Annotated in this window: 8 protein-coding genes; 6 read left to right on the forward strand and 2 right to left on the reverse strand. The window is 65.9% G+C overall.

Annotation, left to right across the window (positions count from 1 at the left end):
• Positions 1–57: 57 nt before the first annotated feature.
• Together EP26_RS30955 and EP26_RS30960 are read right to left on the reverse strand one after the other, a co-directional pair.
• Positions 58–855, reverse strand: a complete 798-nt coding sequence (locus EP26_RS30955; protein ID WP_043345528.1) for a peptidoglycan recognition protein family protein — start codon at positions 853–855, stop codon at positions 58–60.
• 2 nt (positions 856–857) lie between these two features.
• Positions 858–2,003 carry a hypothetical protein gene (locus EP26_RS30960; protein WP_043345531.1) on the reverse strand — a complete coding sequence of 382 codons (1,146 nt, stop codon included), beginning with the start codon at positions 2,001–2,003 and terminating at the stop codon, positions 858–860.
• A gap of 615 nt (positions 2,004–2,618) precedes the next feature.
• Between EP26_RS30960 and EP26_RS30965 the strand changes: the two genes are divergently transcribed.
• The 6 genes from EP26_RS30965 to EP26_RS30990 all read left to right on the forward strand — a co-directional run bounded on the left by EP26_RS30965 (position 2,619) and on the right by EP26_RS30990 (position 16,488).
• Positions 2,619–6,674: a DUF1326 domain-containing protein gene (locus tag EP26_RS30965; protein ID WP_043345533.1), complete on the forward strand. Its 4,056-nt coding sequence runs from the start codon at positions 2,619–2,621 to the stop codon at positions 6,672–6,674.
• A complete protein-coding gene (locus EP26_RS30970; protein WP_043345536.1) occupies positions 6,671–7,459 on the forward strand; it encodes a DUF2182 domain-containing protein in 789 nt (262 codons plus the stop codon). Before EP26_RS30965 ends, EP26_RS30970 begins: the two co-directional genes overlap by 4 nt.
• Before the next feature lie 1,628 nt (positions 7,460–9,087).
• Positions 9,088–10,827 (forward strand): di-heme-cytochrome C peroxidase, encoded by a 1,740-nt coding sequence (locus EP26_RS30975; RefSeq protein ID WP_052389913.1) that lies wholly within the window; start codon positions 9,088–9,090, stop codon positions 10,825–10,827.
• An 851-nt stretch (positions 10,828–11,678) separates the two neighbouring features.
• Complete coding sequence (locus tag EP26_RS30980; protein ID WP_043345539.1) at positions 11,679–12,425, forward strand: hypothetical protein; 747 nt, start codon at positions 11,679–11,681, stop codon at positions 12,423–12,425.
• Positions 12,426–12,689: 264 nt separating this feature from the next.
• Positions 12,690–13,451, forward strand: coding sequence for a trypsin-like serine protease (locus tag EP26_RS38965; RefSeq protein ID WP_408735135.1), 762 nt, complete (start codon positions 12,690–12,692; stop codon positions 13,449–13,451).
• 61 nt (positions 13,452–13,512) lie between these two features.
• On the forward strand, positions 13,513–16,488 hold the full coding sequence (locus EP26_RS30990; RefSeq protein WP_157034010.1) for a S8 family serine peptidase: 2,976 nt from the start codon (positions 13,513–13,515) through the stop codon (positions 16,486–16,488).
• The last annotated feature ends 1 nt before the right edge of the window (position 16,489 follow it).

Raw genomic sequence — 16,489 nt, forward strand, 5'->3', positions numbered from 1 at the left:
ACCCAGACGGCGCTGGGCTTACTGCGTTCGTACTGTCGATCCCTGCAACACGCCCGGTCACGCGGTATCCAGGGCCGCCCAGCTCTTCGGGCCGAGGATGCCGTCCGCGACCAGCCCCTTGTCGCGCTGGAACTGCCGAACCCTGACCTCTGTCGCCGGCCCGAAGATGCCGTCCACGGCCAGACCGAGCTTGCCCTGCATCGCCCTGACGTCGTCGCCTCGGTCACCGCGGCGCAGTGTGGGGCGCGATTCGGCATCGACCTGCGGGATCAGGGGGCGCGGCACGTGATGCCCGTCGATGGCGGCCTGGACCATCTTGCGATGCCGGTCCATGGCCTCTCGCGGATCAGGCTGGCCATCCAGCCGCGGGTCGTTCTTGCGCCCGAAAGGCAGGGCGTACTCGCCATGCCCGCAGCACCTGTCAGCGCCGCGGCCAATATGCTTCAGCAGCGCGGCGGTGCCCCGGATGTAGGCATCGATCTGGACGTCCGGCCACGGGTCGCCGGCTCGTCCACTGTGCTCCGCCTCAATCCCGATGAAACGGCCGTTCCCGTCGCGGATGGTCTTCCAGTCGCCTCCGCCGGCATGGTTGGCTCGGCCGGCGGCGATCACGTAGTAGGTGCCATCGCGCGCGAGCCCGAGATGGCAGAGCGGGCCAGGCAGGTCGCTGCGCCCTTCGACGAGGGTGTGGAGGCTCGGCATGTTGCCTAGCCTAGTGGTCGCGGTGTGATGCCACATCACGCCCTCGGGCCGGCCGAACTCTCCGCGGCCGCGGCTCGCCCAGCCCGGATGTTCCGCCACCTTGAGGTCCGCCGCCAAGAGCACCTCCGGCAGCCAAGTCAGCGAGAAGGCCATGGCTACGCCCCCTTGTCCCGGCCTTCGATGCCACCCTTCGCCGGCGGCAGTTCGACGTCGTGGGTGACCTGCTCTTCCGGTACGTCGTGGCCGGCTAGGCACCCATCGGGATCCGAGAGGTGCGCAGCGTCCGCGCCGCCGGCCAGCGGCACTCCGGCCACCGCGCCGCCCACGAGCCGATGGCTCGCATCGGACAGGATCACGTCGGTCTTGCGGTCCGACCGCGACCTGTCCTCCGAAGCCTCGTCGCGGCTCTTCTCCCTGGGCTTCACCGTCGCGCGGATCACCATCAGCTTATTGAGCACGTCGAACCAGAAGGGCGCGCCGAGCGTAGCGGCGATGGCCGTGATCGCCCAGCCGAACAAGGCGATTATGGTGGCCCAGAACCAGCTGCCGAGCGCGAACTCGCCTTGCGGGAGGGTGCGGCTCAGCGCGAACTCGCTCCAGCCGATCGGCAGGCCGACGTTGCGGACTTCCTGGTCGAGGAGGCGTAGCCGCTCCCGGCTAGGGCCGCCCCGTGGAAGTTCCTCTGCGGCGATGTTGCTGGCCAGGGAGACGATCTGCTCGCGCGCCGCAGGGGTCGCCGAGAGGTGCTGGGCAATGACGATCGGGTTGATGTTCAGTGCGACAGCCAGGGAAAGGCCGAGCCAGAACAGCAGCTTCTGGGTGCGTCGCTTATACCAGCCGGCGGCGCGATCCATCATTCCGTCATACCAGCTCTCGAGGTTAGTCCTCAGCGTGGCGACATCGTCTCCATAGAGTTGCCGGAACTTCTCGACGACGCGGTTCACGCCCGAGCTTACCGAGCCGGCGCTCTGCAGGTCCAGGACGACCGCTGAGAAGATGTCCCGCGGGATGTAGGAGGGCAGGTTGCCTCCCGTCTCCCGGCCGAAGAACAAGGACGTTCTGCTTTTCTCGTAATCGCCTTGGAACAACGCGAAGACGAGAGGGTGATTGTAGAAGGCCTCTGTTGCCTCTTTGCTTGCAGGCGTCTCCTGGAAAAGCAGAGTCACCGCCCGTTCCAGGTCCGCCGCCCGGGTCTTCAGTGCAGACTCGATTACTTCGACCAGCGCGGTCAGGAACAAGCTGGTAAGCAGGAAAATAAGCACAATGCCGACCACGACGTCGAGCGTCTCTGATCCGAACATGTGCTTCTCCGAACGGTGCTGGTCTGATCAGCATCCTATCTTCGCAATTAATGCAAGATGTCTCTTTGATCTTAAATAAGGATTTTATATCGCGCCGCATCGTACTCCGCCAGTTTGGCACTCGGTGCCGCTGCCGAGGGATGCGATGCCGCCGCTCTCGGTCTGCCTCGAACGGCATGCTCGTCCCCTGCCGACGGCGCTACCGCCCCGCCGAGCCTGCTGCCCAAGCCGATCGGGCGCGATCCATGCGCCACGGTGTGTGCCGTGCCGACAATGACGGTTACGTCTGTGGCGATGAGCGATGTCGGAGGCGCGTGATCGACAATCCCCCCGAGAGCGATCTCTCGCTTGCTGCATCAGCAACAAAAGCGTAGCCTCGGCCGGTTTTGTTGTGACCTCTCCGGTGCGCCCGCCCCTTCCTCCGGAAACCTGACAACGCTGTCGGACGTCACGGACAATCACGCGCTGCGGAGGGCGGACGCTACCCACAACGCCCCGCGATTCAAGTTGATCGCGACGTCCCGGCAGGTGCATTCTCTCGTAAGCACATCCCGGTTGTCGCGGCCCGATGCCGTGCGGCGGGCGCGGTCTATGCAATCCCAACGGGATACTGCCATGGCGCTCCTCCCCCCACGCGTGATCGGCCCTTTGTCGGAGTGCAGCGGCAGCGTCAGGGTCCAGGCCCACCTCACCGGGGCGACAGTTACTATTTTCGCTGATGGCGCCGTCGTGGCTACCGGCGTCGCATCCTGGTCGGATCAGACCTTCCCGCTCAGCGTGCCGCTCTCGCCTGACCAGAACGTCACGGCGACGCAGACGGTCGGGATGGAGACCAGCCCGGCGTCACCGGAAGCCGTGCAGGTGCAGGCCCGGCCACCGACGATCGGTCCAGTCGGATTCCGCAGCCATCTGAACCAGTGCGGCGAATGCGTGTGGCTCGAAGGCTTGGTTCCCGGCGCGAAAGTGGAGCTGCGCGACGGCGCCACCGTGCTCGGCAGCGGCGAGAGCTATGACGGCAACGCGCGCTTCCACCTCGCCACGCCGCTTGCGCTCGGCATTGCGATCACGGCGCAGCAGACAGCCTGCGGCATCGCGGGCAGCGTGACGAACGGCCCACCCGTCGATGTGGTGGTGGAGAAGCAGCGCACGCTGCCGACACCGGTGGTGCAGTCGCCGCTGCGCGAATGCGAACGCAAGGTCACCATCAGCAACATCGTACACGGCGCGCAGGTGACGCTGATGCGCAGCGCCGGGCCGAACCTACAGGCCTGCTTCGGCCTCGACTCGTTGTGGATGGGCGTGAACCCGCCGCTCGCCCTAGGGGAAACCATCTCGGCGCGGCAGGAGCTGCGCGGCCGTTGCAACCTGAAGAGCGCGGACGCCGATCCCGTCACCGTGCAGGACAACACGCCGGTCCCGGTGGCGAACGTGGTGCCGCCGCTCTGCGACGGCAGCACAACGGTCGTGCTCAGCGGCCTAGTCATGGGCGCGCGCGTGCGCATCCTGGCCGACGGCGCGGAACTCGGCCTGGCCGAATCTCCGGTTGATGGAACCTACGATTTTCTTGTGCCGCCGTTGGGCGGCGGCGCGATGATCACGGCCAACCAGGAGCTGTGTGGCGAATGGAGCCTGCCCGGCCCCGGAGTGCCGGTAGACAAGGCGCCGTCCGCGCTTCCCACGCCCAAGCTGCATGAGCCGCTGTACGAATGCGGCGCGGCAGTGCGCGTTTCCAACCTGCATTTCGGCGCGCGGGTCTATGTCTACTCCACGCTTCTGGGCGCGCCCATCGGCGAGCGGACCGTCGAGGCCGACCAGGTCGATGTCGGCGTAGCGCCGCTGCTGATCGCGGGCGACACCATCTTCGCTGTTCAGCGCGGATGCGGGCTGGTGAGCTCTAAGTCCAACGCCGTCGTAGTCGGCAAGATCGAACGGGTGCCGCCGCCGCGTGTCGTTGAGCCGCTGTACTCCTGCGAGTCCGCGGTCCACGTCGTGGATGTCGTGCCCGGCGCCCGCGTCGATGTTTACGTCGACGGAAATTTCCGCGGCAGCGCCACCGGAGGCGGGACCGACCTGACCGTTGGCGTAAGCGGCGAACTCGAAATCGGCGATCAGGTGACGGCGCTACAACGCCTGTGCGAGCATACCTCGCGCTCCAGCAGGCCGGTGACGGTGCTGGAGTTCCTTGGCCGCTGGCATCAAGTCGGCGGCGACACGGCGGCGGGCATCCTGGCGGTCCACGCGGCGTTGCTGCATACCGGCAAGATCGTCTATTTCGGCGGCGACCAGCACGACAGCGGCCTCAACACGTCCGGCGACGTGGACCACACGCGCCTGTTCGACTGCACGACGCACGCGGTAACCAACGTCACCGGGCTCCCGGGCAACAGCGACCTCTTCTGCGCCGGGCATGCCCAGCTTGCCGATGGTCGGATCCTGGCTGCGGGCGGCACCCGCAAATGGGGCGGCGGCGGCGTCCATCCGTCCGGTCACTTCATCGGCTTGCGCGACGCCTGGCTGTTCGATCCCACGGACGACCAGTGGCATGCAACCGGCAAGCTGGTGACGCAGCGCGCCGCGGAGGTCGCCGCGGGTCTCGACATCGAGAAGACCGGCGGCAAGTGGTACCCGACCCTGGTAACGCTGCCGGATGGGCGCGTGCTGGCCCTGTCAGGCCATCCGGAAATCGACGACAGCCGCCACAACAACAACTCGCTGGAGTTGTATGATCCGGCGACCGGCGTCTGGTCGATCATCGGGCCGACGGACTACGCCAACATCGATTCCGTCGATGCGCGCCGCTACGAGTATCCGCGGCTGCACGTGCTGCCGGACGGCACTGTGATTTCCCTGTCTCCGATGTCGAACGGGCGGCTGGAACGCTGGCATCCCTATGCCGACGCCAATGATTGGGACGATGTGATCGCGCCGCCGACCGAAGGCATCTACGACAACGGCTTCGCACAGGATACGACATCGGTCCTGCTGCCGCTGTCGCCGGCCGATGGATACCGGGCCCGGCTGATGCAGATCGGCGGCTCGACACCGTTCATCCTGGACATGGGCAATGTTGCTGCCGGATGGAGCGCGGCAACACGCGCCATGTTTGACCATCCGGCGAGCGGTGACGTGAACCCGGTGCGCGAAAACGCGGATGCCGTCATCCTGCCGACGGGCGAGATCCTCATTGAAGGCGGAATGAAGGTTGGCAACAGCGATGCCACCGCGGTACGTGCACCGGAAACCTTCGATCCGGCGACCGGCACCTGGCGTGTGCTGCCAGCGACGTCGATCGTCCGCGGCTACCACAGCGTAGCCCTGCTGATGCCGAGCGGCGCCGTGTGGGTGGCGGGATCGAACTTCAACGCGAACTCGGGCATCGCGAACCGTGAACTCCGGATCGAGATCTTTGAACCCTGGTATTTCTGCGGTCGTCGCCCGTCGATCACCGATGCGGCGCCGAAGGCCTGCCACGGCGACGATGTCGAAATCCGCACGCCGGACGCAACCGACATCCAGCGCGTCGTCATTGTTCGGTGCGGCACGGTCACGCACAACTTCAACCCAGACCAACGGCACATCACGCTCGAGTTCCGGCGCGACAAGGGCGACGTCATAGTGGCGCGCATCCCGGCCGAACTGAATGTAGCCATCGTCGGCTACTACCTGCTGTTCGTGATCGATTCGACGGGGCGTCCCAGCACGGGCCGGTTCATCCAGATTTGCCCTGGCAGCAGCAGGCCGCCGCGGCCCTGGCGGGACCCGGCCTGGTGGGAATGGTTGCGCGACCTGCTGCGCGACGGGCGCCGGTTGACCCCAGCCGAGACGCGCGGCATTCAGCGCGACTTGCTCGGCAGTCGCACTCCCCCGCGCAAGCGGCCGTTTTCGACGGAACCACATGGCCCGGGGGATCAGGGTGGGCACGCGCCAGGTGGCGGTCATGGCGGTGGCCCCGTCGTCGGCGGCCCCGGTGGCGGCGGTCATGGCGAAGGCGGCCATGTCGGCGGCCCAAATCCGGCGCTGCCCGAGATGCCACAGGCGCGCGCCGTTCCCTACGCCATGCAGGGCACGTTCCTGGAGGTCTGCGATTGCTGGACCATCTGCCCGTGCTGGACCGGCCGCGGTCCGGATGAGGACGTCTGTACCGGCGTCTTCGCCTGGGTCATCGAGAACGGACGGATCGATGATGTGGATGTGGGCGGGCTGACCGCAGTCAGCGTTTCGACCCATACCGGACACCGGAAGGATGCGCAGCAGCGGGTGCAGATCTTCGTCAGCGACGACGCGGACGATGCGCAGGCGCTGGCCCTCGCTGGTGCGTTCAGCGGTCTATACGGAGGTCCGCTCGGCGAACTCGGGCGGCTGCTGGGCGACCTTGCCGGTGTAGCCCGTGCGCCCATCGAGATCGATTTAGCCGCGCGCCGCGCCAAGCTCACGGTTGGACGCAGTATCGCCACTGAAACCAAGACCCTGACCGGACTCAACGGCGAGCCGATGACGCTGGCCGGAGCAAGACTTTCGAACGTTCTCGGCACGCCGGCAGAGGTCGGCGAGTCGCTGCGCCTCAAGGTCGGAATGCCGTCGCTTGGAGTGCAACTCGATCTGCAGGGGCGCAGCGCCATGCGCGGCCGGTTTAGCTACCGCCACGAGCCGGGCGAGCCGGGCAAGGCATGAGAAGCATCATCGCTTTGCCGCCGAGGATTGTCGCGCCGGCGCGGGTCGCGCTGGCCGTGTTTGGGGTGTCCGGGGCGGGGCTGGCACTGCTGGCCGCTGGAGATGCGACCGGCTGGCTGCCCCACGCTGCAAACGCCGCGTTCTTGGGCGTCGCCGCCTGGATCGCGCTGTTCCTCGCCGGTTGGACCCTGATGACATGCGTGATGATGCTGCCGTCGTCTCTGCCGTTCCTGCTGACTGTGCAACGGGCGGGCGGCCCGGACGCGAGCATGACGGCGGGCATCGGGTTCACTGCAACCTGGTTCGCGGTTGGCATCGTGGTGTGCCTGGCTATTTGGGCCGCGGGCGGTTGGCTCGATGGCGCCGCGCTTGGAGAGGCTGAACGGCACTTGGCCGGCGCAAGCCTAATCGTTGCTGCGCTGTATCAGGCCAGCCCGCTGGCGCGCTCCTGCCAGCGCGCCTGCGCCCGGCCTTTCGGCATCCTGGCGCGGTCCTGGCATGGCGCGGGAACGCCCTGCCGCGACGCGTTCATGGCAGGGCTCCGCTACGGCATGAGCTGCGTCGGCTGCTGCGTGCCGATGATCGTCGTGATGATGCTTGTCGGGGTCCACGACCTTGGATGGATGGCCGGCCTGGCCCTGGTGATGATGATGCAGAAGCACGCCGTGTGGGGTCCAAGAATCATGTCGGCGGCGGCAGTGGCGCTGACGGTGGCGGGGCTTGGCATAGGCGCCGGATGGTGGGTGGTGCCCCTGCATTCCTTGCGCGCGCTTTGTGGCGTTTGAGCGGGTTGCCCAGGCGCGCGGACTGCCCTGACGGCATTGACCGGCTCACACTGTCAGCGACGGTACGATCCCGGGTGCACCTCCTCCGCCAACCGCTACACCCAGAGAGAGTTGTGTTCTCAGTTCCCACCGCTGCAGCGGTGGGAACTGGGGAACGAAAGTCTCTGGGGCGAACGGCAGCCCATTTACCAGTTCGCCAAAAAAGGCCGTTAGGTCCCTCGGTTTGCAGCTTCCGGCGACCTTCACAACCTGCAACGCCATCGAATAATCGTCTACCCAGACCTGCACCACCATTCTACCCAGCCGGCCACCTTCAACGCCTCGCGTTTAGTGGGCTACCTGCCGCGGCGGTGACGAGCGTCGCCCGAACCTCCCGTGCTGGAAGGTAAGGCTCGAGGTGTCCGCCGGAGCGGCCCGATGGATCGCGCACCCGACCGAATATGTCCAGCCGCAGTAGGTAAAGTGCGGCAAGGTCGTCCCAGAGCGAAGTGTTCTTTAGCCCAGCTGGGTCGCGCATAATCTGTGCAAGCCGCTAAGGTAGTACCTCTGAAGTCGCCGCAAACGCTCTTCTCATGTCCTCATTTGGCGAGAATGCGTAACTTCTCGTGTCTGCGACGTTTTGCGCTGGCTCAGCTGTGCCGCAACTTCTAGGTCCCTGCGAAATGTCGACCCAGTCGGCACGCAATCCCCGCGGGCCGAGCATTGTAAAGGCCGCGCGGCAGGCAGCCCAATCGTACCGCAGTTCCAGCCGTCGGGCTCACCACGCGCTTCGTCGTCAGGGAACGGGCTGCCTTGTGCGACGAGTTGGACCAATCGTCTGCCAACTACACTCTCGTACCGCAGAAACGAGGTCCATGGCCCAATGGCCAGCAGTGCGAGGCGCGCACAGCCCGCGGTCAGGCGCTCGACTTTCGCCTCCACGGGAGGCACGACCTCTTCGCTCACCCGAACGACGGGGCTGGGCGGCGGAAGCGTACCGTTCAGTGTCTCTGCGGTGACCCGCCAGGTATCCAACCCGCGGAAGCGGTCCGCATCAAACTCTCGGTCCGGCGCTGGCGAGGTACCCTCCACAACGGGAATGCCAGCACCGCGCAAGAAGGTACGGAGCGCCCGGGCACCGCCACGCGGTGTCGCTAGGCCCTCTGTGACTACGACAGCAGCGATGCGCCGATGCGGAGCAAGTACCGTAATAGCGCGTAAATCGTCTAGGCCTGCGTCGCTGTCTATCAGCGAGCAATCAGCACGGCGATCGACCGCAGCTACCGTTGGTACGGGTTCAAGCGATGACACTGACGCTATTGCCGCCGGCTGTGAGCAACCTGCGAGCACTGCAAGTGCCAGAGAACTGAAGCCGAGGAAACAAATATCACGCATGCGCGACTCCTCCTAGCCGATCACAATTTCCCTCGAAATGCCGCACCTTAACCAGCGCAATTCAGAAGAACTCGTATACGATTAATATAGCGAAGCGAAAGGTTTTCGCGCCACGCTCGGACGAGACGGATCGCTGGGAGGATTGCATGGCAATCTGGAGGACGAGCTGGGCCGTTGGATTAGCCGCAGGCACAGCTATTGCCGCCTGTGGCGTGCCACATGCCGAAAAGCCTACAGTTCAGGGATGGACTGAGATGCAGCGCTCGGAGTGGTACGAGGCTACCCAGGGCTCACGCCTCATCCCTTATGACTGGTTTGAAGCACTGGAACAGCCCGGCTCCGACCGCCCCTTCCTCGACGACGCCTACATAGCTAGCTTCCGCTACCTGCCTCGCACCACCTCATTCGGCGTCCGCCTGCCCCTCGGCTTTGCGCTCGACCAAAGGGACGACACTAGCCTTTCTCACACGCGGCTGCGTTGGAAGGTCGGGCAGCGCTCCAACGAGCGTTGGGTCGGGATGAACTGCTCGGCCTGCCACACGGCCGAGATCACTTACGCAGGTCGAAGCGTACGGGTCGACGGCGGCCCAACGCTCGCAGACTTCCAGGGCTTCATTGAGAGCCTCAATCAGGCATTGTCTCAGACTTCGGCCGAGCCTGCCAAATGGGACCGCTTCGCTGCCCGCGTCTTAAGAGCTGAGGACACCTCGGCTAACAGAGCCATGCTCCGCGAGGCTTTTGGTGAGTTGACCTCCTGGCAGGCGACCCAACTGCGAATGAATCAGACGCCGCTGCGCTACGGCTACGGACGCCTAGACGCTTTCGGGCACATCTTTAACAAGGTGGCTTTGGTAGCAGACCCGACCAACGCTACGCCCAATCCGGCCGATGCCCCGGTCAGCTACCCCTACCTCTGGAATATCCACCAACTTGGCCACGTTCAGTACAATGCTATCGTTGAGAACTCACCCGTCCGGTCACCCATCAGCGGCGGCACCTTCGATATCGGCGCCCTGGGCCGGAACACCGGCGAGGTAGTCGGAGTCTTTGCCGACGTAGCCGCACGGCGAGATCCCGGACTAGGCGGGTTCGCGTCGAGTGTGGACGTGGGTAGCCTAGTGGCGCTGGAGCAGCGCCTTATGCGATTGGAACCACCGAAGTGGCCATCCGACTTTCCGCCGATCGATGAGAGGCTAGCGGCGCAAGGGGAAACGCTGTTCAGGGCGAACTGCGCCTCCTGCCACATACCCTTGGCGAACCTCACCACCCGCGTGCCCGACCGGATTAGCACCTTCAACCCTGCAAGCGCACCCGATGCGGCAGACCCTGCACGGGATAAGCCGCCAGGTACTGACCCCTGGATGGCGTGCAACGCTTACACATATCGCTCGGCGTCTGGAGTGATGGAGGGGCTGCCCGCAGCTTACATCTCTGGTGCTCCTTTAGAGCGCGAAGCTAATCTATCTGACATGCTGCAGACCACGGTGGCCGGCGTCCTAATCGGAGCGAAAAGCCAAGTCGTCCAGAGCGCGTTCGCCACCTTCCTCTTTGGCGACCGGCCACCTCGGGTTATTACAGCCCCGCCTCCCGTTGCTGCCGCCCCCACCCCACGTGTAATCGACCCGCGGCAGGCTCGGTTGGACCGTTGCATGCAGGAGCGCAGCGTACTCTTAGGCTACAAGGCTCGGCCGCTGAACGGCATTTGGGCAACCGCGCCCTATCTACATAACGGCTCCGTGCCAAACCTTTACCAGCTGCTCCTCCCACCATCCCAGCGTGTCACTGCGTTCCATGTAGGCACACGCGAGTTCGACCCGCGGCACGTCGGGTACATCACGGATCAGGCCGCCCCAGGCAACACCCACACGTTCTCGGTCACGAATCTAGATGGGCGACCCATCCCCGGCAACTCGAACGCGGGGCACGACTACGGGAACGCAGAGCTTGACGAGGCCGCACGCCTTGCAATCATCGAGTACATGAAAAAGCTTTGAAGATCGACTCAAGGCCGCAGCTTCGGACCTTGGCCCATGGCACATAAATCCGGCGCTGCTTGGTGCATGGGCGCAGCGCCTGTTTCGCGAGCCGTAGCACGCCCAGCCTCCCTCTTCATCAGATTGCTTTGTTAAGTTGGTAATCACGACCCAGGGTAACGGCCATAAGTTACCGTATCCGAAGCTGCAAGGGTGGGGGAGCTATTCAAAGCTGGGAGGACTATCGGCCCGTGGCACGCTTTGCTGATTTCCCGACCCACTTCTCAGATTGGTGCTCACTGCCATCAAATCCTGAGGCCACGCAACACTATTGGATTAGTTTCGTAAAAGCACGTCGCCATCCGCAAAGAGCTTCTTACTCCAAGGTATGCTGCTTGAATACTGAAGTACGCAGCGCCGGTGTGAGCCTTCCGCTCCAGGCGCTGCGGTGTGTGGGTTCATTCGAACCACAACGGTCGCACTTGGCACTGCCTTCTAAAAAGGGCGAAGCGTCTTGGCCGTTTCGCGTCGGAGCTGCCTGCGCATTCCTCGTTTTTCTCTTGGCCGGCTGTGGCGGGCTACGCGGGCCGGTTACCTTCGACGCGAGCGACCAAGCCGTTGTGGTCGAGGGGGGACGCGATGCGGCCCGTGCCTTCATCGTCCATGGTGCCTGCCCGACGCAGGCCTCACCAGCAACCGCCGGAGCGGGTGGTGCCCCCCCCCGACGACCGCGGCGCTACCCGTCGTGTCAGCAGGTGCCCTGGCCACCTTGGTGCCCGTGGTCGCAGATTTCAGCGTGCGGCTGCTACAGGACTACCTCGCTCGGGCGCAGTCGAAGCAGACGGACAAGCTACCGAGCCTCGGGCGCCGGCATGCTCCGCAGCGGCGCCGGGGTTGCGCCCCGGGCCTGCCTGGTCGTCGCGCGTGGGCGATTCGGGACGACACTACCGACGGCGCTTCCGCCGACGTCGGGCCTCCTGACACGGCGGCACTTACAGGACCTGGGCCTCACCGTTTACCCGCCCCTCTACGTGGAGGTCAGCATTCGGTCGGCCCCGGACGCCAATGCCGCCACCCGCGCGGTGGCCGGGGCGGAAACCGGAACGCGGTTCACCGCCCCGGCGCGGCGTGGCGCCCCGCCGCGGGCTGCCGCTACCGCTGAGGTGGAGCCCGCGTACCTGCACCTGTTAGTCCGGCCCGAGGCGCTGCAGTTCGCGCACACCGCCGCGCGCCGCCCCGGGGACGGGCAGAAGGCCATCGGCATGCTGGTACTGCTGCGGGCAGAGCCGTTCGGCCGTGGGGCAACCGAGGCGCAGGCCCGCGAGGGCGCGCTTCTCGCCCTCCCGCTCGACTTCGGCGTCGTGCGGGAAGGCACCGCCGTCGCGGCGCCAGCGGGCGCGGCTGGGGCCGCGCACCCCTTCGCCAACCAGGAGCGCGCCGTGCGCGTGCCCGCGCTCTCCGCCACGGCCAACGCGGACGCGTTCGTCACCGAAGCCGGCGAGCCGAGCCGCGTGCTCGATCTGCTCGCGGCGACGCTGAAGGACAACGAGACGCCCGTCGAGAAGGCCATTGCGGACGCAGTTCGCGCGGCCGTCTCGCCGCCGGCAGGCCCGCAATGAATCCGACTACTCCGCCGTCGAGGAAGGGTCTGGGTGTAGACATCATCCCGTCAACACCGCTCCAGGCTGCCCCCGACGGGCAGGTGCGGGAGCTCGGCTCCGCGACGGCGAAGACGGCCGGACGCATATCGTGTCCAGCACCACATTTTAACCAGGGGAAAAGCAATGAAGCTTGTTCATACATCGTCAAAGGTGCTTGCGGCTTGGCTGGCGTTGCAGACGGCCACGGCTGTGTGTAACGCGCAGAGCACCGCCGGACTCGTGATGGACGCGGCGCCACTGCTCGCAAGTTCGGACTCTCGACCGCAGGTCACTGGGGGCCGCATCGCGTCGCGGGACGACTGGCCCTCCACGCTGGCCTTCCGCACGGCGAGTGGGGTTTGCACGGCGACTGCCATCGGTCCCCGCGTCGTTTTAACGGCGGCCCACTGCGTAGACGACGGGGCCACCGGCATCGTGCGGCTGAATCCTAGCGACGAGGTGGGCGTCCGTTGCGACCACCACCCACGCTACCGTGGTGGCGAGCAGGGCGGGGACATATCAGCTGACTACGCGCTCTGCCTGACCGCCGGCCCAATGCCTGTGCCGACACGCGGCTCTACAGTCGTGGGCTTTGAGGTTCTCGAGACATCGGCGGAGCGGCCCGGCGATGGTGCCGAGGTCGTCCTGCTCGGCTTCGGGTGCTCGGAGCGGAGCCAATACGGCTTACTGAATGAGGGCGACGCCAACGTCACTGTACGCCCGCCGCGATCGCAGTATGGTCGGAATTACATCGAGACCGGCCTGGCGAGCGGAGCGGGTCAAGCGGCTGTTTGCCCCGGTGACAGCGGCGGTGGAGCCTTCACGTCGTCGCTCAGCGGGCGCCGCGTATTCGGCGTCAACTCCCGCGTGCGGGATGGGGTTTCTTGGATCTCCGCGACGTCGACGGACGACTTCCGCGCCTGGGCCAATGGTTGGGTGGAGGATCCGCGCCGGCGCGTTGCAATATGCGGCCTTGTGGGACCGCAAGACAGCTGTCGGCGCTGACGGACATCGGTTACAGGCGTCGGGTTCGAGGGGAATCAAGGGCTGATCAGAGGAGGACATCGTGCGCACCACAGTACGTTTGGCTGTTGTCGCCTTCGCGGGAGGCGCACTGCTCCGGCTCCTAACGGGTACGGCCGGCGCCATTGAGGGCGGCGAGGTCGCTCGCCAAGCCGACTGGCCCTCGACGGTGCTGATACACAACACCCAGGGCAGCATCTGCACCGGTACCCTCATCGGCCCACGCGTTGGGCTGATCGCCAGCTTTTGCGTGGAGGACGGTTTCCGCGGCCGACTGGCCCTGGCCGACGATGGCTTTACGGCGACCCAGCTCGACGACACGGCAAGCGGCCTGCCCGGCCGCACGTTCCGCATCGAGTGCACCCATCACCCCGCTGCCAAGCAGTCAGCGTCGTTGGGCTTGGCTCTGTGCGTCACCGATGTGCCGATCCCGTCGCTCCTACCCGCGCGCGTCAACACCGACGAGAACCTGCCGCGCGTTGGGCAGGAGGTTGCCCTGGTTGGTTACGGGTGCTTTCGAAGGACGGCCGCCGGGACCGATTTCGGCACGCTGCGCGTCGGCTCCACCCGCGTGGTCGAGCCGCCCGCGTCAATTAAAGGTCCCGCCGCGCTGTTTGACGGTGCGGTATTCACCGAGGGAAGCGCATCGAGCTGCGCGGGCGACGCAGGCGGCGGTGTATACGTGGCACCAGATGCAAGTACCAGCGTAGGACCACGTGCGCGCGGTCCGCTGCTAGTGGGGGTGCAGTGGGGCTACCGTCTATCGGGCACGGTCACGCAGTCCGTCGTCGCTCCAACCGGATCCGGTGAGTTCCTGCAGTGGGCGCGGGGCTGGGCGCGCGAGCGTCGCGTGGACATCTGTGGGCTCGAAGGCGATGTGGGCTGTGACGCTTCACCACCAGGGGACGGCGGAACGGGCAACCTCGCTGCCCCAGGTCTGGACGGAGGCCTGCCCACAACAGCGGTCGCGCCGCCAGCCCTGGCTAGCGCCGCGGCCAATGCTGCGGCGGTGCGCCGCGTGCGCCGTATTCTCGTGACCTACCGGAATGGGCAGACGGCGCGCGACGTCGTCGTCGAGCACTGTGGCGAGCAGCCGGGCATCTACTATGAGGATCTCGTCGAACCGGGCGGTCCTCCCTCGGCGGACCATCGCTTCGAGCGCGAGGGCACGACCCTCATCCCGATCTGCGCCGCGCTCGACCGGCTTCCGCCGCTGGACGAGCAGGCCGCGCTTCCAGGGGAGCGGATCTGCGATCTTTATGCACGGCTCAGAAGCGCCGGTGGGCTCCGGGACGGGTGGGACCAGAGCTGCACGCGGCCGACCAACGGGAGCAGGCCTGAGCGCGGCTACGCAAGCGCCTACTTCGCTGAAGTCTTTGCTCTGGTGAACGCCCGCGATTTGCGTGGCAAGAACGATGTGGATCTCTCTACCTTCGCCAGTGTCCAGGTCCCGCTCGCGCCGGTGCGACCGGACAGCGGTGCCGCAGCGTTCGCTACGCCGGTCACCTCGGTGGAGCGCTGGACCATGGCGTGGAGCGACGCGGACCTCCAGACTGCCCCGGACCGCCTGCGCTGCGAGGCGCCTCAGTCGGAGAACGCGGCGGCGCATCCGTTCGATCTCTATGCCATGCTGGACGCATTTGCGATCAACGACGTGGCGCGCGGCGACGAACGGCTTCGAAAACCCGCTCTGCTGCTGGTCGCCGACACGGGCCTCCAGCCCTCGGCCTACCTGCCGGAACTCTTCAGGCGTCGGTATGTCACGCTCCTCACAGGGTCCGACTACAAGCCGGCGGCCGGCGCTGCGCCCTTCAGGCGCGGCCCGGAGCCGCCCTGGCACGGCACGGCGGTCGCGTCGCTCGCTATGGGTGGACCCTTCTTTGTACTAGCTGCCCGGGGCGGCCTTCTGCAGGATCGAATTTCTTTCGAGGTCATGAGGCTTTACGAGTACGAAACATCGGGTGGATCGACCCCATACTATACGATTCGTACCGGGGCACTGACCCAGCTCCTGCGGCGCGTAAGCATTATGCCGTACGTCGTCAACCTAAGCCTCTCATCGCCGAACAATCTCCCGGAACTGAGCCGGCTTAGCGAGAGCTACTCGGACGACTTGTTCGTTGTCGCTGCGGGAAACGACGGGCACCCGCTCCACGACCCTAGCCGGCGCGTCTTCCCAGCTCAGTACGGCGGCCAGAGTCGCTCCAACAACATGCTCGTCGTCGCCGCCCTGGAGGGCGCCGGCGACCGCCTTGCACGCTTCTCGAACTACGGCACGGGCCACGTGGATATCGCCGCTCCAGGCTGCGAGGTTCCGGCCTTTGCATTCGACGTCGAACCCTGGCCGCCGGCAGGCTTTCGGACAAGCCGCCTGAGCGGCACGTCCGTGGCGGCGCCCCTCGTCTCGTTCGCGGCGGCGCTGGTACGCGCCGAAGTGGGACCCGAGGCTTCCGCGGCAGCTATCCGGGAGCGCCTGCTGACAGCCGCTGACCTGGAGCGGCGGCTGCATGAGGAGAATCGCGACGGACAGCCCGATGCCATGGGTCAAGTGTATCACGGTCGTCGCCTGAATATCTCAAAGGCGATGCTGGTCTATCACGACCTGATCGAAGTAACCGGGCCGGCTGGGCGCCCGGCGTTGTATGCGGGCCGTCTAGTATTCGGGCGAAGGCGTGCGCCAGGGGGTGAGGCCGAACAACTGTCCGGGCGGGAAGCGATTGGCATGGCGTGCGGCCGTGGCGACCGACGTCTGTTCTCGCTTGAAAGCGACACGGAGCCGCGGATCGCTAAGGTTTGGCCACGCTACCGGAACGACGACGGCGGGCGAGCCATGGTGTACTTTAGGGCGGATCCGACGTCCGAGCTGGAGTGGGCGGAGTGCACGCTCCCGCCTGATTTGGTAATCGGCTTCCAGCGCGAGCGCCCGGAGAGGCGAGACACAGACTCAGTCGTTTGGTACGACTGGAGCAGCATCCGTGACGTGATCCCGCGCTGGTACCCGCCCCTGCTACAGCGGTAGT

This window comes from Belnapia moabensis DSM 16746 (genome assembly GCF_000745835.1).
Classification (GTDB): domain Bacteria; phylum Pseudomonadota; class Alphaproteobacteria; order Acetobacterales; family Acetobacteraceae; genus Belnapia; species Belnapia moabensis.

Excerpts from the sequence above, each read along its gene's own strand:
- EP26_RS30955 (WP_043345528.1), bottom strand. The coding sequence starts at position 855 with ATGGCCTTCTCGCTGACTTGGCTGCCGGAGGTGCTCTTGGCGGCGGAC.
- EP26_RS30960 (WP_043345531.1), bottom strand. The coding sequence starts at position 2,003 with ATGTTCGGATCAGAGACGCTCGACGTCGTGGTCGGCATTGTGCTTATT.
- EP26_RS30965 (WP_043345533.1), top strand. The coding sequence starts at position 2,619 with ATGGCGCTCCTCCCCCCACGCGTGATCGGCCCTTTGTCGGAGTGCAGC.
- EP26_RS30970 (WP_043345536.1), top strand. The coding sequence starts at position 6,671 with ATGAGAAGCATCATCGCTTTGCCGCCGAGGATTGTCGCGCCGGCGCGG.
- EP26_RS30975 (WP_052389913.1), top strand. The coding sequence starts at position 9,088 with ATGCAGCGCTCGGAGTGGTACGAGGCTACCCAGGGCTCACGCCTCATC.
- EP26_RS30980 (WP_043345539.1), top strand. The coding sequence starts at position 11,679 with ATGCTCCGCAGCGGCGCCGGGGTTGCGCCCCGGGCCTGCCTGGTCGTC.
- EP26_RS38965 (WP_408735135.1), top strand. The coding sequence starts at position 12,690 with ATGGACGCGGCGCCACTGCTCGCAAGTTCGGACTCTCGACCGCAGGTC.